The 20,295-nt window shown below is 59.8% G+C and carries 16 protein-coding genes and 1 pseudogene; 7 read left to right on the top strand and 10 right to left on the bottom strand.

Annotation, left to right across the window (positions count from 1 at the left end; translation table 11 throughout):
• Positions 1 to 48: 48 nt before the first annotated feature.
• Positions 49 to 2,154, bottom strand: a complete 2,106-nt coding sequence (cstA, locus tag GYRE_RS08745; protein WP_006818983.1) for a pyruvate/proton symporter CstA — start codon at positions 2,152 to 2,154, stop codon at positions 49 to 51.
• 295 nt (positions 2,155 to 2,449) lie between these two features.
• Here cstA and GYRE_RS08740 point away from each other — a divergent pair, with 295 nt between their 5' ends.
• The 3 genes from GYRE_RS08740 to GYRE_RS08730 are packed head-to-tail and all read left to right on the top strand — an operon-like array spanning position 2,450 to position 4,759.
• Positions 2,450 to 3,172 (top strand): nucleoside recognition domain-containing protein, encoded by a 723-nt coding sequence (locus GYRE_RS08740; protein ID WP_172635575.1) that lies wholly within the window; start codon positions 2,450 to 2,452, stop codon positions 3,170 to 3,172.
• Positions 3,169 to 3,633: a YjiG family protein gene (locus GYRE_RS08735; RefSeq protein WP_006818981.1), complete on the top strand. Its 465-nt coding sequence runs from the start codon at positions 3,169 to 3,171 to the stop codon at positions 3,631 to 3,633. Before GYRE_RS08740 ends, GYRE_RS08735 begins: the two co-directional genes overlap by 4 nt.
• 13 nt (positions 3,634 to 3,646) lie before the next feature.
• On the top strand, positions 3,647 to 4,759 hold the full coding sequence (locus GYRE_RS08730) for a M20 family metallopeptidase (RefSeq protein ID WP_006818980.1): 1,113 nt from the start codon (positions 3,647 to 3,649) through the stop codon (positions 4,757 to 4,759).
• On the opposite strand, the gene entH is transcribed toward GYRE_RS08730, so the two are convergent.
• Genes entH through entC form a run of 5 tightly spaced genes read right to left on the bottom strand, consistent with a single transcriptional unit; the run spans position 4,756 to position 9,585 of the window.
• A complete protein-coding gene (gene entH / locus GYRE_RS08725) occupies positions 4,756 to 5,169 on the bottom strand; it encodes a proofreading thioesterase EntH (RefSeq protein WP_038254698.1) in 414 nt (137 codons plus the stop codon). The two genes, GYRE_RS08730 and entH, sit on opposite strands and share 4 nt — an antisense overlap.
• Positions 5,170 to 5,925 carry a 2,3-dihydro-2,3-dihydroxybenzoate dehydrogenase EntA gene (gene entA / locus GYRE_RS08720; protein ID WP_038254696.1) on the bottom strand — a complete coding sequence of 252 codons (756 nt, stop codon included), beginning with the start codon at positions 5,923 to 5,925 and terminating at the stop codon, positions 5,170 to 5,172.
• On the bottom strand, positions 5,925 to 6,776 hold the full coding sequence (locus tag GYRE_RS08715; RefSeq protein ID WP_006818977.1) for an isochorismatase: 852 nt from the start codon (positions 6,774 to 6,776) through the stop codon (positions 5,925 to 5,927). Before GYRE_RS08715 ends, entA begins: the two co-directional genes overlap by 1 nt.
• Before the next feature lie 13 nt (positions 6,777 to 6,789).
• Positions 6,790 to 8,400, bottom strand: coding sequence for a (2,3-dihydroxybenzoyl)adenylate synthase EntE (entE, locus tag GYRE_RS08710; RefSeq protein ID WP_038254694.1), 1,611 nt, complete (start codon positions 8,398 to 8,400; stop codon positions 6,790 to 6,792).
• 9 nt (positions 8,401 to 8,409) lie between these two features.
• Entirely contained in the window at positions 8,410 to 9,585 is a 1,176-nt protein-coding gene (gene entC / locus GYRE_RS08705; RefSeq protein ID WP_038254761.1) for an isochorismate synthase EntC, read from the bottom strand.
• 186 nt (positions 9,586 to 9,771) lie between these two features.
• Between entC and fepB the strand changes: the two genes are divergently transcribed.
• Positions 9,772 to 10,731, top strand: a complete 960-nt coding sequence (gene fepB / locus GYRE_RS08700) for a Fe2+-enterobactin ABC transporter substrate-binding protein (RefSeq protein WP_038254692.1) — start codon at positions 9,772 to 9,774, stop codon at positions 10,729 to 10,731.
• Here the strand turns inward: fepB and entS are convergent.
• Positions 10,720 to 11,982 (bottom strand): enterobactin transporter EntS, encoded by a 1,263-nt coding sequence (gene entS / locus GYRE_RS08695; protein ID WP_038254690.1) that lies wholly within the window; start codon positions 11,980 to 11,982, stop codon positions 10,720 to 10,722. The two genes, fepB and entS, sit on opposite strands and share 12 nt — an antisense overlap.
• Positions 11,983 to 12,092: 110 nt before the next feature.
• On the opposite strand from entS, the gene fepD reads away from it, so the two are divergent.
• The 3 genes and pseudogenes from fepD (at position 12,093) to fepC (ending at position 14,882) form a co-directional block, all read left to right on the top strand.
• The gene (gene fepD, locus GYRE_RS08690; RefSeq protein ID WP_038254688.1) at positions 12,093 to 13,100 is read left to right on the top strand and encodes a Fe(3+)-siderophore ABC transporter permease; all 1,008 of its coding nucleotides are present in this window, start codon (positions 12,093 to 12,095) and stop codon (positions 13,098 to 13,100) included.
• A pseudogene (fepG, locus tag GYRE_RS08685) lies at positions 13,097 to 14,088 on the top strand (iron-enterobactin ABC transporter permease). Before fepD ends, fepG begins: the two are co-directional and overlap by 4 nt.
• Positions 14,085 to 14,882 (top strand): iron-enterobactin ABC transporter ATP-binding protein, encoded by a 798-nt coding sequence (gene fepC / locus GYRE_RS08680; RefSeq protein ID WP_006818970.1) that lies wholly within the window; start codon positions 14,085 to 14,087, stop codon positions 14,880 to 14,882. Before fepG ends, fepC begins: the two are co-directional and overlap by 4 nt.
• Positions 14,883 to 14,917: 35 nt before the next feature.
• On the opposite strand, the gene entF is transcribed toward fepC, so the two are convergent.
• Genes entF through fes form a run of 3 tightly spaced genes read right to left on the bottom strand, consistent with a single transcriptional unit; the run spans position 14,918 to position 20,226 of the window.
• Entirely contained in the window at positions 14,918 to 18,784 is a 3,867-nt protein-coding gene (gene entF, locus GYRE_RS08675; RefSeq protein ID WP_038254686.1) for an enterobactin non-ribosomal peptide synthetase EntF, read from the bottom strand.
• Complete coding sequence (locus tag GYRE_RS08670) at positions 18,781 to 18,999, bottom strand: MbtH family protein (RefSeq protein WP_038254684.1); 219 nt, start codon at positions 18,997 to 18,999, stop codon at positions 18,781 to 18,783. The genes entF and GYRE_RS08670 overlap by 4 nt, the downstream gene beginning before the upstream one ends.
• Before the next feature lie 12 nt (positions 19,000 to 19,011).
• Positions 19,012 to 20,226, bottom strand: coding sequence for an enterochelin esterase (gene fes, locus GYRE_RS08665; RefSeq protein ID WP_038254682.1), 1,215 nt, complete (start codon positions 20,224 to 20,226; stop codon positions 19,012 to 19,014).
• Between the last annotated feature and the right edge of the window lie 69 nt (positions 20,227 to 20,295).

Here is a 20,295-nt window from a genome sequence, read left to right as displayed (position 1 = left end):
TCGCTTTTAGCCCCTCTCCCACTCAGGGGAGAGGGTTACGATGAGGCGTTAATGCGCCCCTTTTGCCTGGCTTACGATCCCATCCAGGTTCTCCGGCATCGGCTCGTATGGCGTCTCTTTCGCCGTCGGTTTGTCTTCCTTCAGCGCCGCCAGCGCGGTCTTCAGAGAATACAGCGCCAGTACCACAACGACCACCATGAAGAAAATGGTCAGTCCGGCATCAAGACGGTTATTAAACACCAGCTGCGTCAGCTGCGACTGGGTGTACTGCGACGGAATATTACCGCTGTCGATCATCGCCTGGAACTTATTAGCGATTGCCAGGAAGCCAATCTTAGCATCCGGACTGAAGGCCTTCTGCCAGCCTGCCGTCAGAGTACAGATCAGCAGCCACGCCGTCGGCAGCAGCGCCACCCAGGCATAACGCTGACGCTTCATCTTGAACAGCACCACCGCGCAAAGCATCAGCGCCATTCCAGCCAGCATCTGGTTGGCAATACCAAACAGCGGCCACAGGGTATTAATACCGCCCAGCGGATCGACCACCCCCTGGTGCAGGAAATAGCCCCACGCCAGCACGCACAGCGCCGTTGCCAGCAGGTTCGCAGGCAGTGAGTCCGTTCGTTTCAGGTTCGGGCTGATAACCCCGAGCAGATCCTGCAGCATAAAGCGCGCCGCACGGGTACCGGCATCGACGGCGGTCAGGATAAACAGCGCTTCAAACAGGATAGCAAAGTGGTACCAGAAGGATACATCCATCAGGCCGCCCAGCGAACCATGCAGAATATACGCCATCCCCACCGCCAGCGTCGGCGCTCCGCCTGCGCGGGAGATTATCGACTGCTCACCCACTTCGCTGGCAATCTGCTTAAGCGTATCTGGCGTGATGGTGAAGCCCCAGCTGCTGACCACCTGTGCCGCCGACGCAACAACGTCAGTGGTGCCTGCCGGCGCCAGCACCGCCATCGGGCTGTTCATGGCAAAGTAGACGCCAGGGTCGATAATACAGGCCGCCACCAGCGCCATGATCGCCACAAACGACTCCATCAGCATACCGCCGTAGCCGATAAGGCAAGCCTGCCCTTCGCTCGCCAGCATCTTAGGCGTCGTACCGGAGGCAATCAGCGCATGGAAGCCAGAAACCGCGCCACAGGCGATAGTAATGAACAGGAACGGGAACAGATTACCGGTCCATACCGGACCTGTACCATCAACAAACTTGGTCAGCGCCGGCATCGTCAACGTTGGGCGCATAATCAAAATGCCAATCGCGAGCCCGACAATAGTACCAATCTTCAGGAAGGTTGAGAGGTAATCACGCGGTGCCAGCAGCAGCCACACCGGCAGCACCGCCGCCACAAACCCGTACCCCACCAGCATCCACGTCAGTTGCACTCCGGTGAAGTCAAACCACGGCGCCCAGGTCGGGCTTTCTGCTACCCAGCCGCCAGAGATAATGGCAAAAACCAGCAGCACCAGACCGATAACGGAAACCTCGCCGATCCGCCCGGGACGCAGGAAACGAATATAGACTCCCATGAAAATAGCCAGCGGAATGGTAAAGGCGACGGTATACGTTCCCCACGGGCTATGAGTCAACGCTTTCACCACGATCATTGCCAGCACCGCGAGGATTATCACCATAATCATAAATGTGGCGATGAGGGCAATGACCCCAGCGGTGGGGCCCATTTCCTCTTTCACCAGCTCACCAAGCGAACGCCCGTCGCGGCGCGTGGAGACAAACAGCACCATGAAGTCCTGTACCGCACCGGCCAGCACCACGCCGGCGAGGATCCAGATCATCCCTGGTAAATAGCCCATCTGCGCTGCCAGCACCGGGCCGACTAACGGGCCTGCCCCGGCAATGGCGGCAAAATGGTGACCGAACAGCACTTTCTTGTCGGTCGGCACATAGTCCAGACCGTCGTTGTGACGCACGGCGGGCGTCATGCGCGTGGGATCTACCGCCAGCACGGTTTTGGCAATGTAGCGGCCATAAAAACGGTAGGCGATGAGATAAATACAAACCGATGCCACGACAATCCACAATGCGCTGATTTGTTCACCGCGATTGAGGGCGATATAGCCGAGGGCAAAGGCTCCGACAACGGAAAGCAATGCCCAGACAAGGTATTTCCCTGAGTTATTCATTGTGTTGTTTCCATGAGTGGAGAGGTGAGTTGTTACATTTTGTATCTATAACATTCGGTCAAAAATTAACAACACAACAACCAATTAAAACAGACATATCACCATCTTTTTACATCACATTGTTAAGTCGATCACTTTCACGCCGTAGCAACGCCTTTCACTGTACAAGCTCTCCCTGTCACAGTTTTTGCTTTTGCTCGATCTAATACCGTCACGAAATGATTTGTATCATTTTTTTTGTTCCCATCCTCGCCAGAATAAGCAGGCGGATCCGCATATAAACAAGGACATGGATATGAAAAGTTCAACACCTGAGGACTACAAGGTTGGGCCAGGCGCGTACTTCGCCCTGGCGTTTGCTGCCGTCTTCTTTTCCGGCCTGCTGGGAGGAAAAGAGTGGTACGGCGTATTTGATTTCACCACGCTCAACGGTGCTTTCGGCAAAGTCGTCAGTAAAGCATCGCTTGATGATGGCACCCTGACCACCGCCACCAGCGCCTTCCGCGGAACCGGCGGCAGCGGCGCGATGGATGGTTTTCTGTTTGCTCTTGGTCTGATCCCGGCGGTGATGTTTGCGCTCGGGATGATCAACGTTCTCGAGCACTATGGTGCCCTGCGCGCCGCACGTCGTTTGCTCACGCCGCTATTACGACCATTGCTTGGTATTCCGGGCACCACCGGGCTTGCACTGATCGGCAGCCTGCAAAGCACCGATGTCGGAGCCTCTCTCACCCGCAACCTGTCTGATGAAGGGCAAATCAGCGAAAATGAAAAAGACGTTTTCGCCATGTTTCAGTTTTCAGCGGGAGCAATGATCACCAACTTCTTTTCCTCCGGTGCAATCCTCTTCACCCTGGTTGCCATTGATGGCACCGCGGCCGTTCCTACTTCTATCGGCGCCTGCGTGGCCGTCATGTTCATCATGAAAATTGTCGGCGCCAATATGCTGCGTCTGGTTGTGCGTTTTAGCGCCAAAGATGCCCCCGCCCCTACTCAGGCAAAAGGAGAAGCCTCATGAGCGTATCGCCATCTAAACCGGTCATTACCGATGTTTTTGTTGAAGGCGCGCGTAAAGGCTGGGGGATAGCCACCAGCAGTACCCTGCCCAACGTCGTGATGGCATTCATCATTATTAAAGCTCTGGAGATCACCGGGGCACTGAAGGGCCTGGGCATGATTTTCGCTCCGCTGATGGGGCTTTTCGGTTTGCCGGGCGAAGCGGCTGCGGTGTTAATCGGCGGCTGGATGTCGATGGGAGGCGGGATCGGGGTCGCTATCGGTCTGTTCGATAAAGGCATTCTCACCGGCGAACATCTGGCGATCCTCGCTCCCGCCATCTACCTGATGGGTTCGCAGGTGCAGTATATCGGCCGCATTCTCGGTGTCATCGGCACCCGCGCCAAACGGATCCCACTGATGATTGTTATCTCAGTCATCAACGCCTTTTTAGCCATGCTGCTGATGCGCATTATTATCTAGAACAGGACGCAATATGAATCTTGAACGCTATATTGAAGAGCTAAAATCACTGGTCAACGTCGACTGCGGCACCGCAACCCTCTCCGGTGTTGCTACCGTCGCGGGCGTCATGGAAACCCTATGGCAGAAGGAAGGCTGGCACACCCAGCGTGTTGATCTTGGAGATAAAGTTGGCCCAGGCGTGTTTGTCACCAACAAGCCAGAAGCCAAAGAGTATGACGTGCTGCTGGTTGGCCATCTGGATACTGTATTCCCGCAGGGTACCGTGGCTGAACGCCCGCTTACTCAGGATAGCGAACGCTTGTACGGGCCGGGCGTATCCGATATGAAAAGCGGTCTGCTCAATATTCTGTGGGCGATGCGCAGCCTCAGCAACACTCATCTGGAAAGATTATCTATCGCCATTGCCATGAATCCGGATGAAGAGACCGGCAGCGTCCATTCACACCAGTGGATAGGGGAAATCGCCAAACGTTCCCGCTGCGTACTGGTTTGCGAGGCCGCACGCGCCGACGGCTCACTGGTTAAAGCACGTAAAGGTATGGCGGGCTATCGTCTCACCTTCAGCGGCGTCGCAGCACATGCCGGTAACGAGCCGGAGAAAGGCCGTTCTGCGGTAACCGCGCTGGCTAACAGTATTCTCGCCATCAATGCGTTAAGTGATATCCCACGCGGCACCACGCTGAATGTGGGCGTTATCTCTGGCGGCAGCGTTGCCAACGTGGTTGCAGACCACGCCGTCGCAGAGCTGGACGTACGCTTCTGGGAAAACGATGAGTATGAGCGGGTGAATAAGGCGCTGGAAGCGCTGTGTGCCGAAGGATTCCTCGACGGGGTCACCACATCGCTTACTCGTATTAACCACAAACCGGCGATGGCAGCCAGCGAAGAGACACAGCTGCTGATGCGCCTCGTCGAGCTTGCAGGTCAGGAAGAAGGCGTAAAAGTGACCTGGCAGGCGGTAGGCGGCGGTAGCGATGCTAACCACACCGCCGCTTTGGGGATCCCTTCGCTGGATGGGTTTGGCCCGGTCGGCGCAGGTTTCCACAGTCCGGCGGAGTGGCTGGATATTGCGTCCATTGAACCACGTATCCGCCTGCTTCGCCGGGTTATATCAATGCTTTAACCCATCACCATCGTACTTAACCGGCAGGTGCAGCAGCGCCTGCCCTGTTCATCAAACACCACAATCTCCCAGCTCTGACTCTGCCGCCCCAGGTGCAACGGCTGGCACACGCCGCGCACTTTGCCCTGAGAAACCGGGCGATGATGGGTAGCATTAAGCTCGGTTCCCACTACGCACTGGCCGTCGCGGGTCATCAGGTATCCCGCCATCGAACCCAGCGTTTCTGCAAGCGCCGCCGAAGCCCCGCCGTGCAGCAGGCCAAAAGGCTGATGCGTGCGGGCATCCACCGGCATTTCCGCTTCCAGCATGTCATCACCGAGACGGGTATAGACAATCCCCAGATGCTCAACCATGGTGTGGCGGCTGGTTTCGTTCAGCGCTTCGAGCGTTAAATGACGTTTCCAGATCATCTAAGCCCCCAGCGTCGAGCCGCCGTCGACCACAATATCCTGCAGCGTGATATGGCTCGCCTGGTCGGAAGCCAGGAACAGCACCGTGCTGGCAATCTCCTGCGGGCGGGCAATTTTGCCCAGCGGAATGCCGAGCTTAAACTGCTCGCCGAACCCACGAATGCGCTGCTGCTCGGCGTCGTCGCTGCGCCACAGCGTGCGCTGCATATCGGTATCGGTCGATCCCGGCGACACCAGATTACAACGCACACCGCTGGCGGCAAGCTCCAGTCCCACCGTCAAAGCCAGGCTTTTCAACGCGGCCTTCGAGGCGCCATAGGCGCTCATACCAATGCGCGGCGTGTGGGCGGCATCAGATGCTACAGTGACCATTGCCCCACCCTGCTGTTGGCGAAACTGTGCCATGGTGTTCTGAAACAGGTTAAAGGCGCCGCCAACGTTGACCGCAAAAGTCTGCTGCCAGTCCTGCTGGCTCAGCGCATCGGTCACGCCCATGCGCAGGATCCCGGCGGCATTCACCAGCACATCCAGGCGGGGCTGATGCGCCAGCAGACGGCGGCTTACCAGCGCCACCTCTTCGGCATCGGCGACGTCCAGCACTTCAGTGGCAAAAGGGTAATGCTCACCGTCAAAGGTCAGGTCGAGACCGGTAACGCTGGCACCCGCCTCGGTGAACGCCAGCGCGGTAGCATAACCAATGCCTTTGCCCGCGCCGGTTACCCAAACGTGTTTGCCGTGAAAATCAAACCCGGCCATCACTTCACCTCGCGAGAGAGCAGCGTCCACCAGGCGTCAATCGTCGGGTTCTTCGCCAGCATCACAAAATCGATATCGCCGTGCACTTTGCGCCAGCGGGCGGCAAGGGACATCATGCGTACCGAATCGAGGCCATAATCAATCAGATTCTCATCATCCAGCGGTACGTCGGATTCATCGAGCAGCGGCAGAATGGTGGTGCGCAACGCCGCTTTTGAAAGCGGTACCGGCAGCAGATTTTCCGTCATCACCACCCGGCCTGAACGACCGGCTACGTAGTTGAGCGACATCAGGTGTTCCTCGCGGCTGAAATCCGCCAGCGCGTCGGCCACAAAGAACGGTTTAATGTCGCGCATGAACGCATCGGTGGCGGTGGTCATGCAGCCGATATGCGCATACACGCCGGTGATAATCAGCTGATTGCGCCCGGTTTGCTTCAGCATCTCTTCCAGCGGAGAGCGATGGAATGCGCTGTAGCGCCACTTCACCAGCACGGTATCAGCCTCATCGGGCGCCAGTGCGGCAATCACCTGCTGCTGCTCCGGGGAACGGGTTAACCCCGGCCCCCACATATCGTTCAGCAACGCACGATCTTCATCGCTTTGCGTTTTCGGCTGCGCGGTGTAATACACCGGAATATGGTGCTGCTTGCAGTACTGACGCAGGGCCGCAATGTTGGCGACGACGGTTTCCATCATCGGGCTGTTCTCACCCCAGAAGTTGAGGAAGTACTCCTGCATATCGTGAATGAGCAGCGCGGCGCGCTCAGGCTCAAAGGCCCAGTCAACTTTGTTCGCCGGAATGTCATCGGCGCCTGGCAGGGCATAGGCCTGCAGTTTAGGAATAGCCATGTTGTTGTCTCCTTCAGGCTGAAGCGTTTACCGCCAGCCACTGACGCAATTTTTTCTTGTCCACTTTGCCAACCGGGGTCAGCGGCAGCGTTTCTACGCACTCCACGCGATCCGGCAGCTTAAATTCCGCGACGCCCTGCTCACGCAGGAAACGACGCACGGCAACCGCCCGCAGCGGAGTCGTAGTCACCAGGTACGCGCAGCTTTTCTCGCCGAGCAGGCTGTCCTCCATACTGACCAGCGCCGCATGGATAACCGACTCATGACGCAGCAGCAGATTCTCAACTTCTTCCGCCGCGATCTTCTCGCCGCCGCGGTTGATCTGATCTTTCTCGCGTCCCTGAACGGTGATATAGCCGTCTTTGTCGATAGAAATAAGATCGCCGGAAGCATAAAAACCGTTCTTGTCGAAGGCTTCGGCATTATGTGCAGGGCTGCGGAAATAACCCCGGAAGGTGTACGGGCCACGGGTCATGAGACGCCCGACTTCACCGAGCGGTAACGGGTTACCTTGTTCATCCGCAACCCAGACTTCATCGTCCGGGCTCATCGGGCAACCCTGGGTGTTAAGGATGCGTGCCTCGCTGTCGTCCAGGCGGGTGTAGTTCACCAGCCCTTCCGCCATGCCGAACACCTGCTGCAGCTGACAGCCGATTTCCGCCGGGATCCGCGCCGCGAGCGAGGCAGAAAGCCTTGCGCCGCCCACCTGCAACAGCTTCAGAGAGCGTAACGAAGCATTGCTCCCCCACTCGCTGATCGCCTGCAGCCACAGGCTGACCGCCGGAGGGACCAGCGCCGTAACGTTGACCTGGTGTTTTTCGATGAGCGGGAAGCACAGGGTGGCGCTCGGATCGCTCGCCAGCACCACGGCGCCGCCGGCAAGAAACACCCCCAGCGCGCCCGGCGAGCTCATCGGGTAGTTATGCGCTGCCGGCAGCGCGCAGAGATAGCGGGTCTGCGCATCAAAATGACAAATCTCATTGCTGCGGCGAATGCTGTAGTAGTAGTCATTGTGAGTGCGCGGGATAAGCTTCGGTGTACCGGTGCTGCCGCCGGAGAGCTGGAAGAACGCCACCTCATCGGCGGGTGAAGGCGTCGGTACCAGCGCGTCACTCGCCTGTGCCATCGCGGCTTCGAGAGCATGTTCCCCCATATCCCCACGTAGCAGCACCAGGCGTAACGAAGGATGCTCTGCGACAAAAGTATTGAGGAAGGTATCGTCGGCAAACAGCGCGTGCTCGCGGTCGGCGATGAGTAGCGTCGGCGCAATCTGCTGCGCATAGGCGCTAAGCTCATTGCGCTGATGGCTGAACAGCGCGTTAACCGGTGCCACGCCAAGGCGCAGCAGCGCAAAGAGGGTGACATAAAACTCCGCCACATTGCCAAGCTGCACCAGCGCGGTTTCGCCGCATTTTATCCCCTGACGTTGCAGGTGGGCCGCGAGGTTATCAGCCGCCTGGTTGAGCTCGCGGTAGCTGAAGGTGCGTTCACCATCGTACACGGCGATGGCGTCGTTATCAGCGTGGCGGGTCAGAATGTCAGTGAGGGGCAGATCCAGCCAGTAGCCTTTCTCCCGGTAGCGAGCGGCAGCTTCCTGCGGCCAGCGGGTAAACGGAATAGTCATACTCGCTCCTCAGTGCAGGCCAAAAACGTTCAGCATGGTGGAAAGCTTCACGCCGGTTTCGCGCCACTCGGAAAGCGGTGAAGAAGCCGGAACAATTCCGGCGCCCGCAAACAGGCGAACCTGGTTCTCACGCACGCGGGCGCAGCGGATGGTCACCACCCACTCGCCGTTACCTTCGTCATCGCACCAGCCGACGATGCCGCCGAACAGTTCACGATCGAAGGGTTCCAGTTCGCTAATCAGACGTTTTGCCACCTGATGCGGGAAACCGCTCAGCGCCGGAGTCGGGTGCAGCAAACAGGCCAGCGACAGCGCATTCTCTTCGTCATGAGCAATCCCTTCGATAGGGGTCGCCAGATGCCACAGGGTTGGCGTCGTCACCAGCTGTGGGGAATCCGGCAGCTCCAGTATTTTGCTGCGCGGTGCAAGCACCGCCTTCATCGCCTGGGTAACCAGCTCATGCTCGTGGCGATCTTTTTCCGATGCCAGCAGCTTATTGCCCGCCTCGCGATCCAGCATGTCATCCGGCTGGCGGCGCGCAGAACCGGCCAGCGGCAGCGAACTGTAGTGCCTGCCCTCTTTACGTAACAGCAGCTCCGGGCTTGCCCCCAGCAGCACACCGCCGTCCGGCAGAGGGATATGGAAGTTGTAGCTCGCCGGGTTCTGTGCAATCAGACGTTCGAGCAGCGCACCGCTGTCTAACGGCGCATCGGTCGAAATCTCTATCAGGCGGGAAAGCACCACCTTGTCCACTTCCGGCGTAGCGGTAAGCCCGGCGGCGCTGGCGACCATCGACATGAACCCGTCCTGAGGCGGGATTTCCTGCCGCTCGGTGACGTTCATCTCCGGCAATGCCGCGGCGTAACGAGCAGCGTGCTGTCGGCTGGTACGGGAGAAGGTTTGCCACTGCTGTGGAATAAATAGCGCGGAAGGCTGCGTAGTATCGAACGGGATTGCCCCGACCATCACCGGTTTGCGGATCCCGGCGGCTTTTGCCTCGCGGAACGCCGTACTGATGCTTTGCTGGAAAGCGCTATTCAGATCGTCGCCGCCCTCAACGGGGGTCGACACACGGCTAAAGCAGCCAGAGGTAGTAAAACTGCGGTACGGGGACATGAAGAAGAAGCTATCGGGCGACAGCGTTGTCGTCTCGTCCAGCACATCCTCAGCCAATGACGTTTCCATATCATCCTCCGAAACGATAAAGATATTAATAATGATTATCATTTATATTTTGGTTCGGTAAGCTAAAAGTAAATGCGTATGATGTCAACCGCTCAACCCGCATATTGCACGATGAACACTTGCAACCCGGAGAGAGGATTGTGAAAATGAGACGCATTCACTCCAATAAAAACAGGACATTAATTCGTGAAACTTTGTTCTATGTGGTCCCGTACCTTACTGATTTCAGCACTTTTTCTTTTCGGATTTGCCTCAGCGTATGCCGCCGACTGGCCGCGCCAAGTAACCGACAGCCGCGGCACCCATACCCTTTCAAGCCAACCTACGCGAATTGTCTCCACCAGCGTGACCCTGACGGGTTCCCTGCTCGCGATTGATGCGCCGATAGTTGCCAGCGGCGCCACCACGCCAAACAACCGCGTTGCCGACGACCAGGGTTTTCTGCGCCAGTGGAGCACTGAAGCAAAATCTCGCCAGCTCGCGCGCCTGTATATCGGCGAACCCAGCGCAGAAGCGGTAGCGGCGCAAATGCCAGATCTTATTCTCATTAGCGCCACCGGCGGCGATTCCGCCATCGCGCTGTACGACCAGCTCTCCGCCATTGCCCCTACGCTCATCATCAACTACGACGATAAGAGCTGGCAGGCGCTGCTGACGCAGCTCGGTACCATTACCGGTCATGAGAAACAGGCCGCCGCGCGGATCAATAGTTTCACCCAACAGCTTGCGACGCTGAAAACCAAAATGACGCTACCCCCGCAGCCGGTGAGCGCGCTGGTGTATACCGCCGCTGCGCACAGCGCTAACCTGTGGACCGCCGACTCCGCGCAGGGCAAACTCCTGACCCAGCTCGGTTTTACCCTTGCTCCTTTACCGGCGGATCTGCATACCAGCCAGAGCCAGGGTAAGCGCCACGATATTCTTCAGCTGGGCGGTGAAAATCTGGCTGCAGGACTTAACGGTGAGTCACTGTTCCTGTTTGCCGGCGACCAGAAGGACGTCGATGCCATCTATGACAACCCGCTGCTGGCACATCTGCCAGCGGTACAGCACAAGCGCGTATACGCCCTTGGCACCGAAACCTTCCGCCTCGACTACTACAGCGCCATGCTGGTACTCCAGCGGCTGGAGAAATTATTTGGCTAACGGCTTTGCGGGGGTGAGAGATTCAGGCCCTTCGCGCTGAAAACGTCGCAGCTCACCCAGCAGCCACACCAGCAGTAAACCCACGATCGCCAGCGCCCAGCCGCTGGTACTGGCGGCGGATACCGGCGTCAGTAGGGCGCCAAGCCCCCCGAGCACCGCCGCGCCGATAGCGTCCCCGGTGACGTTTTGCGCGGTCCACAGGCCGTTAATACGCCCGAGCATCGCCTCCGGTGTTTGTGTCTGGATCAGGGTGTACTGCAGCAGAGAACTGATAGCGCTGAGCCAGCCGAATAGCGCCAGGCATACCACGCCTCCCAGCCACAGCGGCATTACGCTAAAGAGCGCTATCGCCACGAAAGAAGCAACCGTCGTCAGCAACATCACCCGCCCTGGACGTGAAGTTTGCGCCAGCTGCCCGCTGGTCAGCGCCCCCAGCGCTGCGCCGAGCGGGATCGCCGCGTACAGCAACCCAATCTGCGAAGCCGACATCTGCCAGCCCTCCGCAAGCGCCGGATACAGCACCCGAACAGCACTCGCCATGGTCAGCAATCCGCCCAGCAGCGCAATGCCGCCAATCAGCGGGCTCTGGAATAAAAAGCGGATCCCACCGAGCAGTGATTTCAGCGGATGTTCACGCTGCTGCGGTGGCGGTGGCAGCAGCGGTAAACGCAACAGAGTGAGCGTCGTAATGAAGGTCCCGAGCGCCGCCAGCAGGAAGTTCCACTCCACGCCGCCGGTCGCCAGCAGCAGCCCGCCAACCATCGGCGAAATCACCGAACCTAAGCGGACGGTCAACATCGTGATCGCTCCGGCCTGCATCAGGTTCTCGCGCCCGACCAGCGTCGGCGTTGCGGCCAGCAGCGCCGTCACGCCAAGAGAGGCAAAGAAGCCATCCCACAGCCCCAGCAGGTATACCGCCAGCAGTGAGGGTTCAGGCAACAGCGCATTCAGCCACAGCCCGAGAAAACCAATACCGCAGGTCCCACGCGCCAGCAGGATCAGTTTTTTTCGCTCGTAGCGATCCGCCAGCACGCCGCCCACCATCAGGCCGACAAACATCGCCCCGCCGGTCAGCGTCACCGAGAGACCCACCTGCCAGGTGGAGTGGGTCATTGTCTGAATTTGTACCGGGACAGCCACGCCCAATAACCCGAGAGAAAGAATGGAGATAAAGCGAGCAATAAACACGGCACGAAAGGCCGGATGCGTTTTCAGGAGGCTTAAATTGAGTAGCCAGGATTGTCGATTCATGAGGCGCCTTGCGCTAATTCCTTACCAGATTCATGGTGGTGCATGGTAACATATACAAATAAGATCGATAACGATAAGTACTATCATTATCATACTCATGGATGTTGCCTATGTCGTGTTCTAAAACCGCGTTGCGCGCCATTGCCGTTCCCGGTTTATTGCTTTTGCTCGTTTTTGCCGCTGCACTCAGCCTGCTTATTGGCGCTAAACCGCTCCCGGTAAGCATCATTTACGATGCCCTCTCAGGCACCTGCCAGACCGCCGACTGTACCATCGTGCTTGACGCACGACTGCCGCGAACCCTTGCCGGATTACTGGCCGGCGGTGCTTTGGGCCTGGCCGGGGCATTAATGCAATCCCTGACCCGTAATCCGCTCGCCGACCCGGGGATCCTCGGCGTTAACGCCGGGGCCAGCTTTGCAATCGTCCTCGGCGCTGCAGTTTGGGGGCTGACGTCGCCGCAGGAACAGCTGGCGATGGCCTTCGGCGGCGCGCTGGCAGCATCACTCCTGGTGGCGTTTACCGGCAGCCAGGGTGGCGGTCAGCTAAGCCCGGTACGATTAACCCTCGCTGGCGTTGCCCTTGGTGCGGTCCTGGAGGGGCTGTCCAGTGGGATCGCCCTGCTCAACCCCGACGTTTACGATCAACTGCGTTTCTGGCAGGCCGGCTCGCTTGATATCCGCAGCCTCGTTACCCTGAAGGCCGTGCTGCTGCCGGCGCTGATTGCCGGTGCCGTCGCACTCGGCCTGAGCCGGTCGCTGAACAGCCTGAGTCTCGGCACCGATACCGCCACCGCGCTCGGTAGCCGCGTCGCCCGAACCCAAATTATCGGCCTGCTGGCCATTGCCGTGCTGAGCGGCAGCGCCACCGCCCTCGTCGGCCCGATAGCCTTTATCGGCCTGATGATGCCGCACGTCGCACGCTGGATAGTCGGCGCCGATCACCGCTGGTCGCTGCCGGTGACGCTGCTCGCGACACCTGCCCTGCTGCTGTTCGCCGATATTGCTGGCCGCCTGCTGGTGCCGGGTGAACTGCGTGTATCAGTGGTCAGCGCCTTTATTGGTGCGCCAGTGCTTATCTGGCTGGTACGCCGCCAGCCGAAAGGAGGTGCCCAATGACCGCACCTTCTCGTCGGCTGGTCGTAAGCTGCCTGCTGCTGTTGCTGGCAGGAACCGGTATCGCGCTGTGGGGGCTTTGCAGCGGAGCGGTGACGCTGGAGCTCAGCCAGGTTTTCGCTGCGCTGATGGGCGATGCACCGCGCAGTATTACCCTCGTGGTGACCGAATGGCGTCTGCCACGAGTGCTGATGGCGCTGTTGATTGGTGCCGCCCTTGGGGTCAGCGGCGCCATATTTCAGTCATTGATGCGTAACCCGCTGGGCAGCCCGGACGTGATGGGCTTCAACACCGGCGCATGGAGCGGCGTGCTGGTGGCGATGGTGCTGTTCGGTCAGGATCTCACCGCCATTGCGCTGGCGGCGATGGCGGGCGGTATTTTGACCTCTGTCGTGGTGTGGGCGCTGGCGTGGCGCAACGGTATCGATACTTTCCGCCTCATTATCATTGGTATCGGCGTGCGTGCGATGCTGATTGCCTTCAATACCTGGCTACTGCTGCGCGCCTCTCTTGAGACGGCGCTGACCGCCGGGCTGTGGAACGCCGGTTCGCTCAACGGCATCACCTGGGCGAAGACCTGGCCTTCTGCACCGCTTATTCTGCTCGCGCTGGTGGGCGCTACGCTGCTGGTACGCCGTTTACGTCTGCTGGAGATGGGTGACGACAGCGCCTGTGCGCTGGGAGTGCGGGTCGAGCGCTCGCGGCTGCTGCTGATGCTGGTCGCGGTGGTACTAACCGCCGCCGCCACGGCGCTTGCAGGCCCCATATCCTTCATTGCGCTGGTCGCTCCACATATCGCGCATCGCCTGAGCGGCACCGCACGCTGGGGGCTTACCCAGTCGGCGCTGTGCGGCGCGCTACTGCTGTCGCTTGCCGATTTCTGCGCCCAAAAAATCTTTTTACCGTATCAGCTCCCGGTGGGGTGGTCACCGTCAGCCTCGGCGGCATCTACCTCATCGTGTTGTTAATTCAGGAGTCTCGTAAAAAATGACCGATACCACTGCCCGACTGCGCGGCGACCAGTTAACCCTCGCCTGGGGCAAGAAAACCATTGCCGAGCAGCTTAACGTGGCCATTCCGGACGGTCACTTCACGGCGATCATTGGCCCAAACGGCTGCGGTAAATCAACGCTGCTGCGTACCCTAAGCCGTCTGATGACGCCAGCGCGCGGTCACGTCTGGCTCGATGGCGAACACATCTCGCACTACCCCAGTAAAGAGGTGGCACGCCGTATTGGTCTGCTGGCGCAAAACGCCACGACACCGGGAGATATCACGGTGCAGGAGCTGGTAGCGCGCGGGCGTTACCCCCACCAGCCGATGTTCAGTCGCTGGCGGCAGGAAGACGACGAGGCGGTCAGCCGCGCGATGCAGGCGACCGGCATTACCGAACTGGCCCAGCAGAGCGTCGATACGCTCTCCGGCGGGCAGCGGCAGCGGGCATGGATTGCCATGGTGCTGGCACAGGAAACCTCGATTATGCTGCTGGATGAGCCAACCACCTGGCTTGATATCAGCCACCAGATAGATTTGCTGGAACTGCTGAGCGAATTAAATCGCGAGAAGGGCTATACGCTGGCGGCGGTACTGCACGACTTAAACCAGGCCTGCCGCTATGCCACGCATCTCATCGCACTGCGCGATGGCAAGATAGTTGCCGAAGGTGACCCAAAAGTCATCGTCACCACCGACCTGATTGAGAAAATTTACGGCCTGCGCTGTACCATCATTGACGATCCGATTGCCGGAACGCCGCTGGTGATCCCGCTTGGCCGTCACCGTTAAGTATTCCCTCCCCCAGCGGGAGAGGGAAACCTGATTTAGCCCAGCAGCTCGCGCAGCACCGGCCCAATCTTTTCAAACGCCTGCGGGGAGATGATATCCACGTGGGCACAGTCCTGACGGTACACCTCAAGCGCCTCCACCCACGGCGCCCAGGCCGTTTGCGGGTTCATACCTGCCGGCAGAGTGCGCTCCGCCACGAACAACGTTGCCTTACCCGCAAACGGTACGCTGTGCGCGGTGGTTAGCAGACGCACCGCGTCGGCGTAGTTACCTTCGATGGCGTTGAAAAGCTCGCTCGATCCCTGCCCCTGCTGCGCGGCGATAAAGGCTTCCCGCTCGCGGGCAATTTCCGCCAGTACCTCAGGATCCAGACCGTTAGCCTCTTTCTCCGCCCAATTTTGCGTCTCCGGCGGCCAGGTATCCAGCAGGCCTAAGAAAGCGACCGTTTCACCGCGCTGCTGAAGACGAGCGGCAATACCCTGCGCCAGCGTCCCTCCGAGCGAGTAGCCGAGCAGGTAATACGGCCCCCGGGGCTGCTGCTCCAGCAGCGTCGCCAGATGGTGCTCGCACACTTCGTCGAGGTTAGCCGCATTCTGCATAGGGCCATCAGGACGCGGAGACTGAATACCGGTGATGTTCCAGCGCTCGCTCAAATAGCGCGCCAGCACGCTGAACTGCCAGGCGAAGCCGGAGGCCGGGTGGAAGCAGAACAGCGTCGGGCCATCGCTTTCACGCAGCGGCAAAATGGTCTCAAACCCGAGACGCTCCGCGCGACCATCGTCCTCAGCCGCCAGCAGCGCGCTGAGCTGCCCTACCGTAGAGGCGACCATCACCTGCCCCGGCGTTACCCGTCGGGCGAAGGTGCGGCTCAGCATGGCGGCCAGACGCATCGCCAGCAGCGAGTGTCCACCAAGCGCGAAGAAATCAGCATCCACGTCGTTCACCTGGCAGCCGAGCAGCTCGCTGAACGCGCCAGCCACCGCCACTTCTTCATCAGATGACACCGCCCGTCCCGCCGCTTTTTGCGTGAGCTGCGGCAACGGCAGCGCCTTGCGATCCAGCTTACCGTTAGCGCTGAGCGGTAATGCATCCAGCTGCAACAACACCACCGGCACCATATGAGCAGGAAGTTGCAGACGCAATTGCGTCTGCAATGCCTCAAGCGACAGCGGCAGGCCGGATTCAGAAACCAGATACCCCACCAGCTGGCGGGCATCACCGCCGGTTGCCACGGCCTGGTTAAATACGCAGGCATGCGCCACCGCCTGAACAACATCCGGCAGCGCCGACATCACCCGGTCGATTTCACCAAGCTCAATGCGCTGACCGCGAATTTTGAGCTGATCGTCGCTGCGGCCAAGGTATTCCACCGCCCCGTTATCCAGCCAGCGGGCAACGTCACCGGTGCGGTACATACGCTCGCCCGGGACGAAAGGATCGGCAATAAAACGGCTGGCGGTCAGGTCCGGGCGCCCCAGATAGCCCTGCGCCAGCTGAATGCCGGTGAGATACAGATCGCCTGCCACACCGAACGGCACCGGGCGCATCATGCCATCCAGGATCCGCAGACCGGTATTCCAGACCGGGAAACCTATCGGCACGCTGTTGCCGGTGACCGCCGCCAGTTCCGGGCCACAGGCCGGATACCAGCTCACGTCCACCGCCGCTTCCGTCGGGCCGTAGAGGTTGTGCAGCGGGGCAGCGGTCAGCTGTTCCCATTCGCGACACAGTTCGGCAGGCAGCGCTTCACCGCTGCAGAATACCCGCTGCAGGCTCCGGCAGCCATTGCGGTTTTCCGCCGTCAGCGAAGCGACAAACGCCGCCAGCATCGAGGGGACAAAGTGGGTGGTGGTGACACCATAGTGTTCGAAAAACTGCAGCATCGCCTGCGGGTCACGATGCGCTTCCGGCTCTGCCATCACGAGCCTTGCACCGGTGATAAACGGCCACCAGAACTCCCAGACCGAGACGTCAAAGCTGCACGGCGTTTTCTGCGCCACGACGTCGTTTGCCGTTAACGGATAGCTTTCCTGCATCCACAGCAGACGGTTAACGATGGCGGTTTGCCCCACCATCACGCCTTTCGGACGCCCGGTGGAGCCGGAGGTAAAGATGATGTACGCGGTATGTTCCGGACGGGAAAGCAAGAGCGGCGCCCCGTCGGTGACCGGCAGCGGTTCGCTGTAGCACAGCATCTCAACGCCACAGAAGCGAGAAAGTTGGTCCTCTGAGGTGATAAGCAGCGATGGCTGTGCGTCTTCCAGCATCATTCGCAGCCTGTCGTCCGGATAACCGGTGTCGAGCGGCAACCAGGCCGCCCCGGCTTCAACAATAGCGTGCAGCGCGAGGGTTAAAAATACCGATCGTGGCAGCGCCACCGCCACGCTATCGCCAGGCTTCACGCCTCGGGCGCGCAGCAGTTCTGCAAGTGCCACCACCTGTTCACGCATCTCGCGGTAGCTGAACTGCCAGCGGGCATCCACCAGCGCTATCGCGTCCGGTGTCTTCGCCGCCTGCTCCGCCACCAGCGCGCTGAGGGTGGTTTCCGGCAGCATCACGGCGGTGTCGTTAATGGTCGCCAGCCGCTGGTGTTCTTCCGCACTGAGCAGATCGACATCGCCGCAGCGCAGGTTTGGGTTATCCGCCAACTGGCGCAGCATGGCGCTCAGTCTGTCGATATGCCCGCGCAGCGTTGCTTCGTCGTAGCGCTGCTGGTTCGCCAGGATCTCAATCGACAGTCCACCGTGCTCATCCGGGAACAGCGCCAGTTCGATATCGTTCACCGGGCCGGTCGCCAGCGTGTGGGTTTTCGCCGAAACGTTGGGTAGATCCAGCTGATACTCAAACACTTTGACGTTCAATACCGGGCCAAACAGGGCTTCATCACCGGCGGCTCTCCCGGCGTCGCGCACAATCTGTTCGGCATCATAACGCTGGTGACGACGCATTTTTTTCTGCTGCGCGGCGAGGCGCTGCGCGAGCTCTGCCACCGTCAGAGCGGCGTCGAGCCGCACCGCCATCGGCAGCACGTTCAGCACCGGGCCGGTGGAGGTGAGCGCCGCGGAACCCATGCGGCGCATGAAGATAAACCCGGCGGCATATTCCTGACGCCCGCACAGACGACCCAGCCACAGCGCCACCAGCGCCAGTGCCAGATCCGCGCGTTGACAGCCCGTCGCGTTGGCAAGCTTGCCAAAGTCGCGGCTGTCTGCCGTTAAGTGAAAACGCCAGATATCAGTGGTGGTAGCCCGTCCGGGGAACGGTAGCGGCGATAGCGACGCCGGAGACGGTAGCGCCGCGCGCTGCTCCGCCCAGAACCGCTTATCGCGCTGATATGCTTCGCTGTGTGGATACTGCTGATACTCGGCAACCACCTCTTCAAACGGGGTAAACGGGGATTCCGGAGTCGCCTCACCCTGCTGCCAGGCACGATAAATCGCGGCAATCTGGCGGGTAATAGCCGGGAAGCTGAAGCCATCAACCAGCAGGTGATGGTAGCGCTGGTACCAGAACCAGCGGTCATCGGCCACGCGCAGCAGTTTGTGCGTCACCAGCGGATTATTCCCATCAGCACGCAGGTTTTGCTTGAGATCGTTTTGCATCACCCGCTTCGCCGCGGCTTCGGCGTCTTCCTGCTGGCGCAGATCGAGGCACTCAGGGGTACTGAAGACCATGGCATCGTCAATCCACTGGCTGACCTCGCCCTCCTGCTGCTGAAAACGCAGACGCAGCGTATCCGCCTGCGATAAACCCGCGACAATCGCCCGGCTCAGCAGCGGGGCATCCAGCTCACCGTTCAGCTCCACATAGTGCGCCACGCTCCATGCATTCGGTAGCGTTGAGAGCTGCTCTGCCATCCAGATCCCCGGCTGTGCGGCAACCAACGGTAAAGTCTTCGTCATGCGGCGCTCCCTGCGGTGGCGTAATGAGCGGGTGTCAGCGTGGTAACCTGTCCGCTAAGCCAGGCATTACACTGCTCCAGCGGCTGTGGTTCGAGCATCACCTGCCAGCCAGCCGGAAGGTCGCACTGCTGCGGCCACAGGCTGTACTGCAGTTGGGCGTTACGCAGAATGTAAAACTGTCCCTGCGGATCGTCGAAAGGGTTACTGCCTTGCATACCAAACTCCTTTTATATCCCTGCCTGAATGACCGGCTGCCAGAGTGCCATCAGCCCGGCCGTCAGCCCGCCTCGCCAGCACAGCGCGTCGTGCCCGCCATCAAATGGCTGCCAGAAAACCGGCTGCGGCGTTTTTTGCAGTTGCGATAACAGCGCCTGATTGGCGCGATAGATAACCGGTTCACGCTTCCCGGCCTCAAGCCAGATCCGCAAACCCTGCGGCGAGAGTTCGCCATGTTTGAGCTTTTCAAGCACCACGCCTTCCTGCTGTTCGTGACGATGCGGCCACCAGAACGAGCCGGACTGGCTCAGCACGCAGCCAAAGCGCTGCGGCCATTTCAGTCCGGCGTACATGGCCGCCAGACCACCAAAACTTTGCCCGGCCACCACGGTGCGCTCGGGCCTGTCGCTGAACGGCGCGATGCACTGCACCTGAGGCAACAGCTCCTGCTGCACCGCCTGCCAGAAATCATCTTTGCAGCTAAGTTCTCGCCCACGGGTGGCGATATCAATGGCATCAATCAGTACGTACACCGCCGGGGGTAATTTCCCCTGCGCGGTGAGTCCGGCGAGCACCGGCCAGAGCGGCTGGCTCTCGGCCCAGAATTGCCCGTCCAGCAGTACTGCCAGCGGTCGACTGGCGTCATCACTCCTGCCGGTGGTGTACACCCATACCCGTCGGGTGTTGTTCAGGCGTGTGCTGCGCCAGGTCAGGTTGACCGGCGGCGTAAAGCACTCTGCGGGGGTATTCCAGCCGGGCTGTACCGGGGCCTGAGGCATCTCAAGTGCCGATACGCCATGTCCGCGCCCCCCTCTCCAGCCCTGCGGATTACGCGGGTCGGCAATCGCCTGCGGCAGCAGTTTCGCCCAGCCGCTGCGTAGCGCCCCGCGCTCGGGAGTAGGGCTAAAGGCTTCAGGGGGAAAATCGTCGTCGCGCACGGAGGGGATAAAGCAGTAGGTGCCGCGCCAGGTGCCAGGCAGCAGAGTTTGCCACTGCCAGACGTCAGTTCCTGGCAGGCGTTCAAGGGTTTGCGGGGTGGCGCCCTGGTGATGGTCGGTGACGCCGGTGATGTAAATCCACACCCGCTGAATAGCGGAAGTCTGCTCGCTACCCGCAGGATCGCGCCACCAGAACGTGACCCGATAGTCATCCCCTTCCGGCTGCCATTGCGGTCCTTTTTTGCTTTCCCACCAGGCTTCGCTACCCGTTGTTAACAACTCAGACACATTAACCCCATGTTTGCAATGCGTTTTGTGTTACAACGCAAAATATATTGATAATATTATTGATAACTA

Source organism: Yokenella regensburgei ATCC 49455 (assembly GCF_000735455.1).
Taxonomy (GTDB): domain Bacteria; phylum Pseudomonadota; class Gammaproteobacteria; order Enterobacterales; family Enterobacteriaceae; genus Yokenella; species Yokenella regensburgei.
The sequence above is the reverse complement of the archived record's forward strand: the minus strand, read 5'-3'. Positions and strand labels throughout refer to the sequence as shown.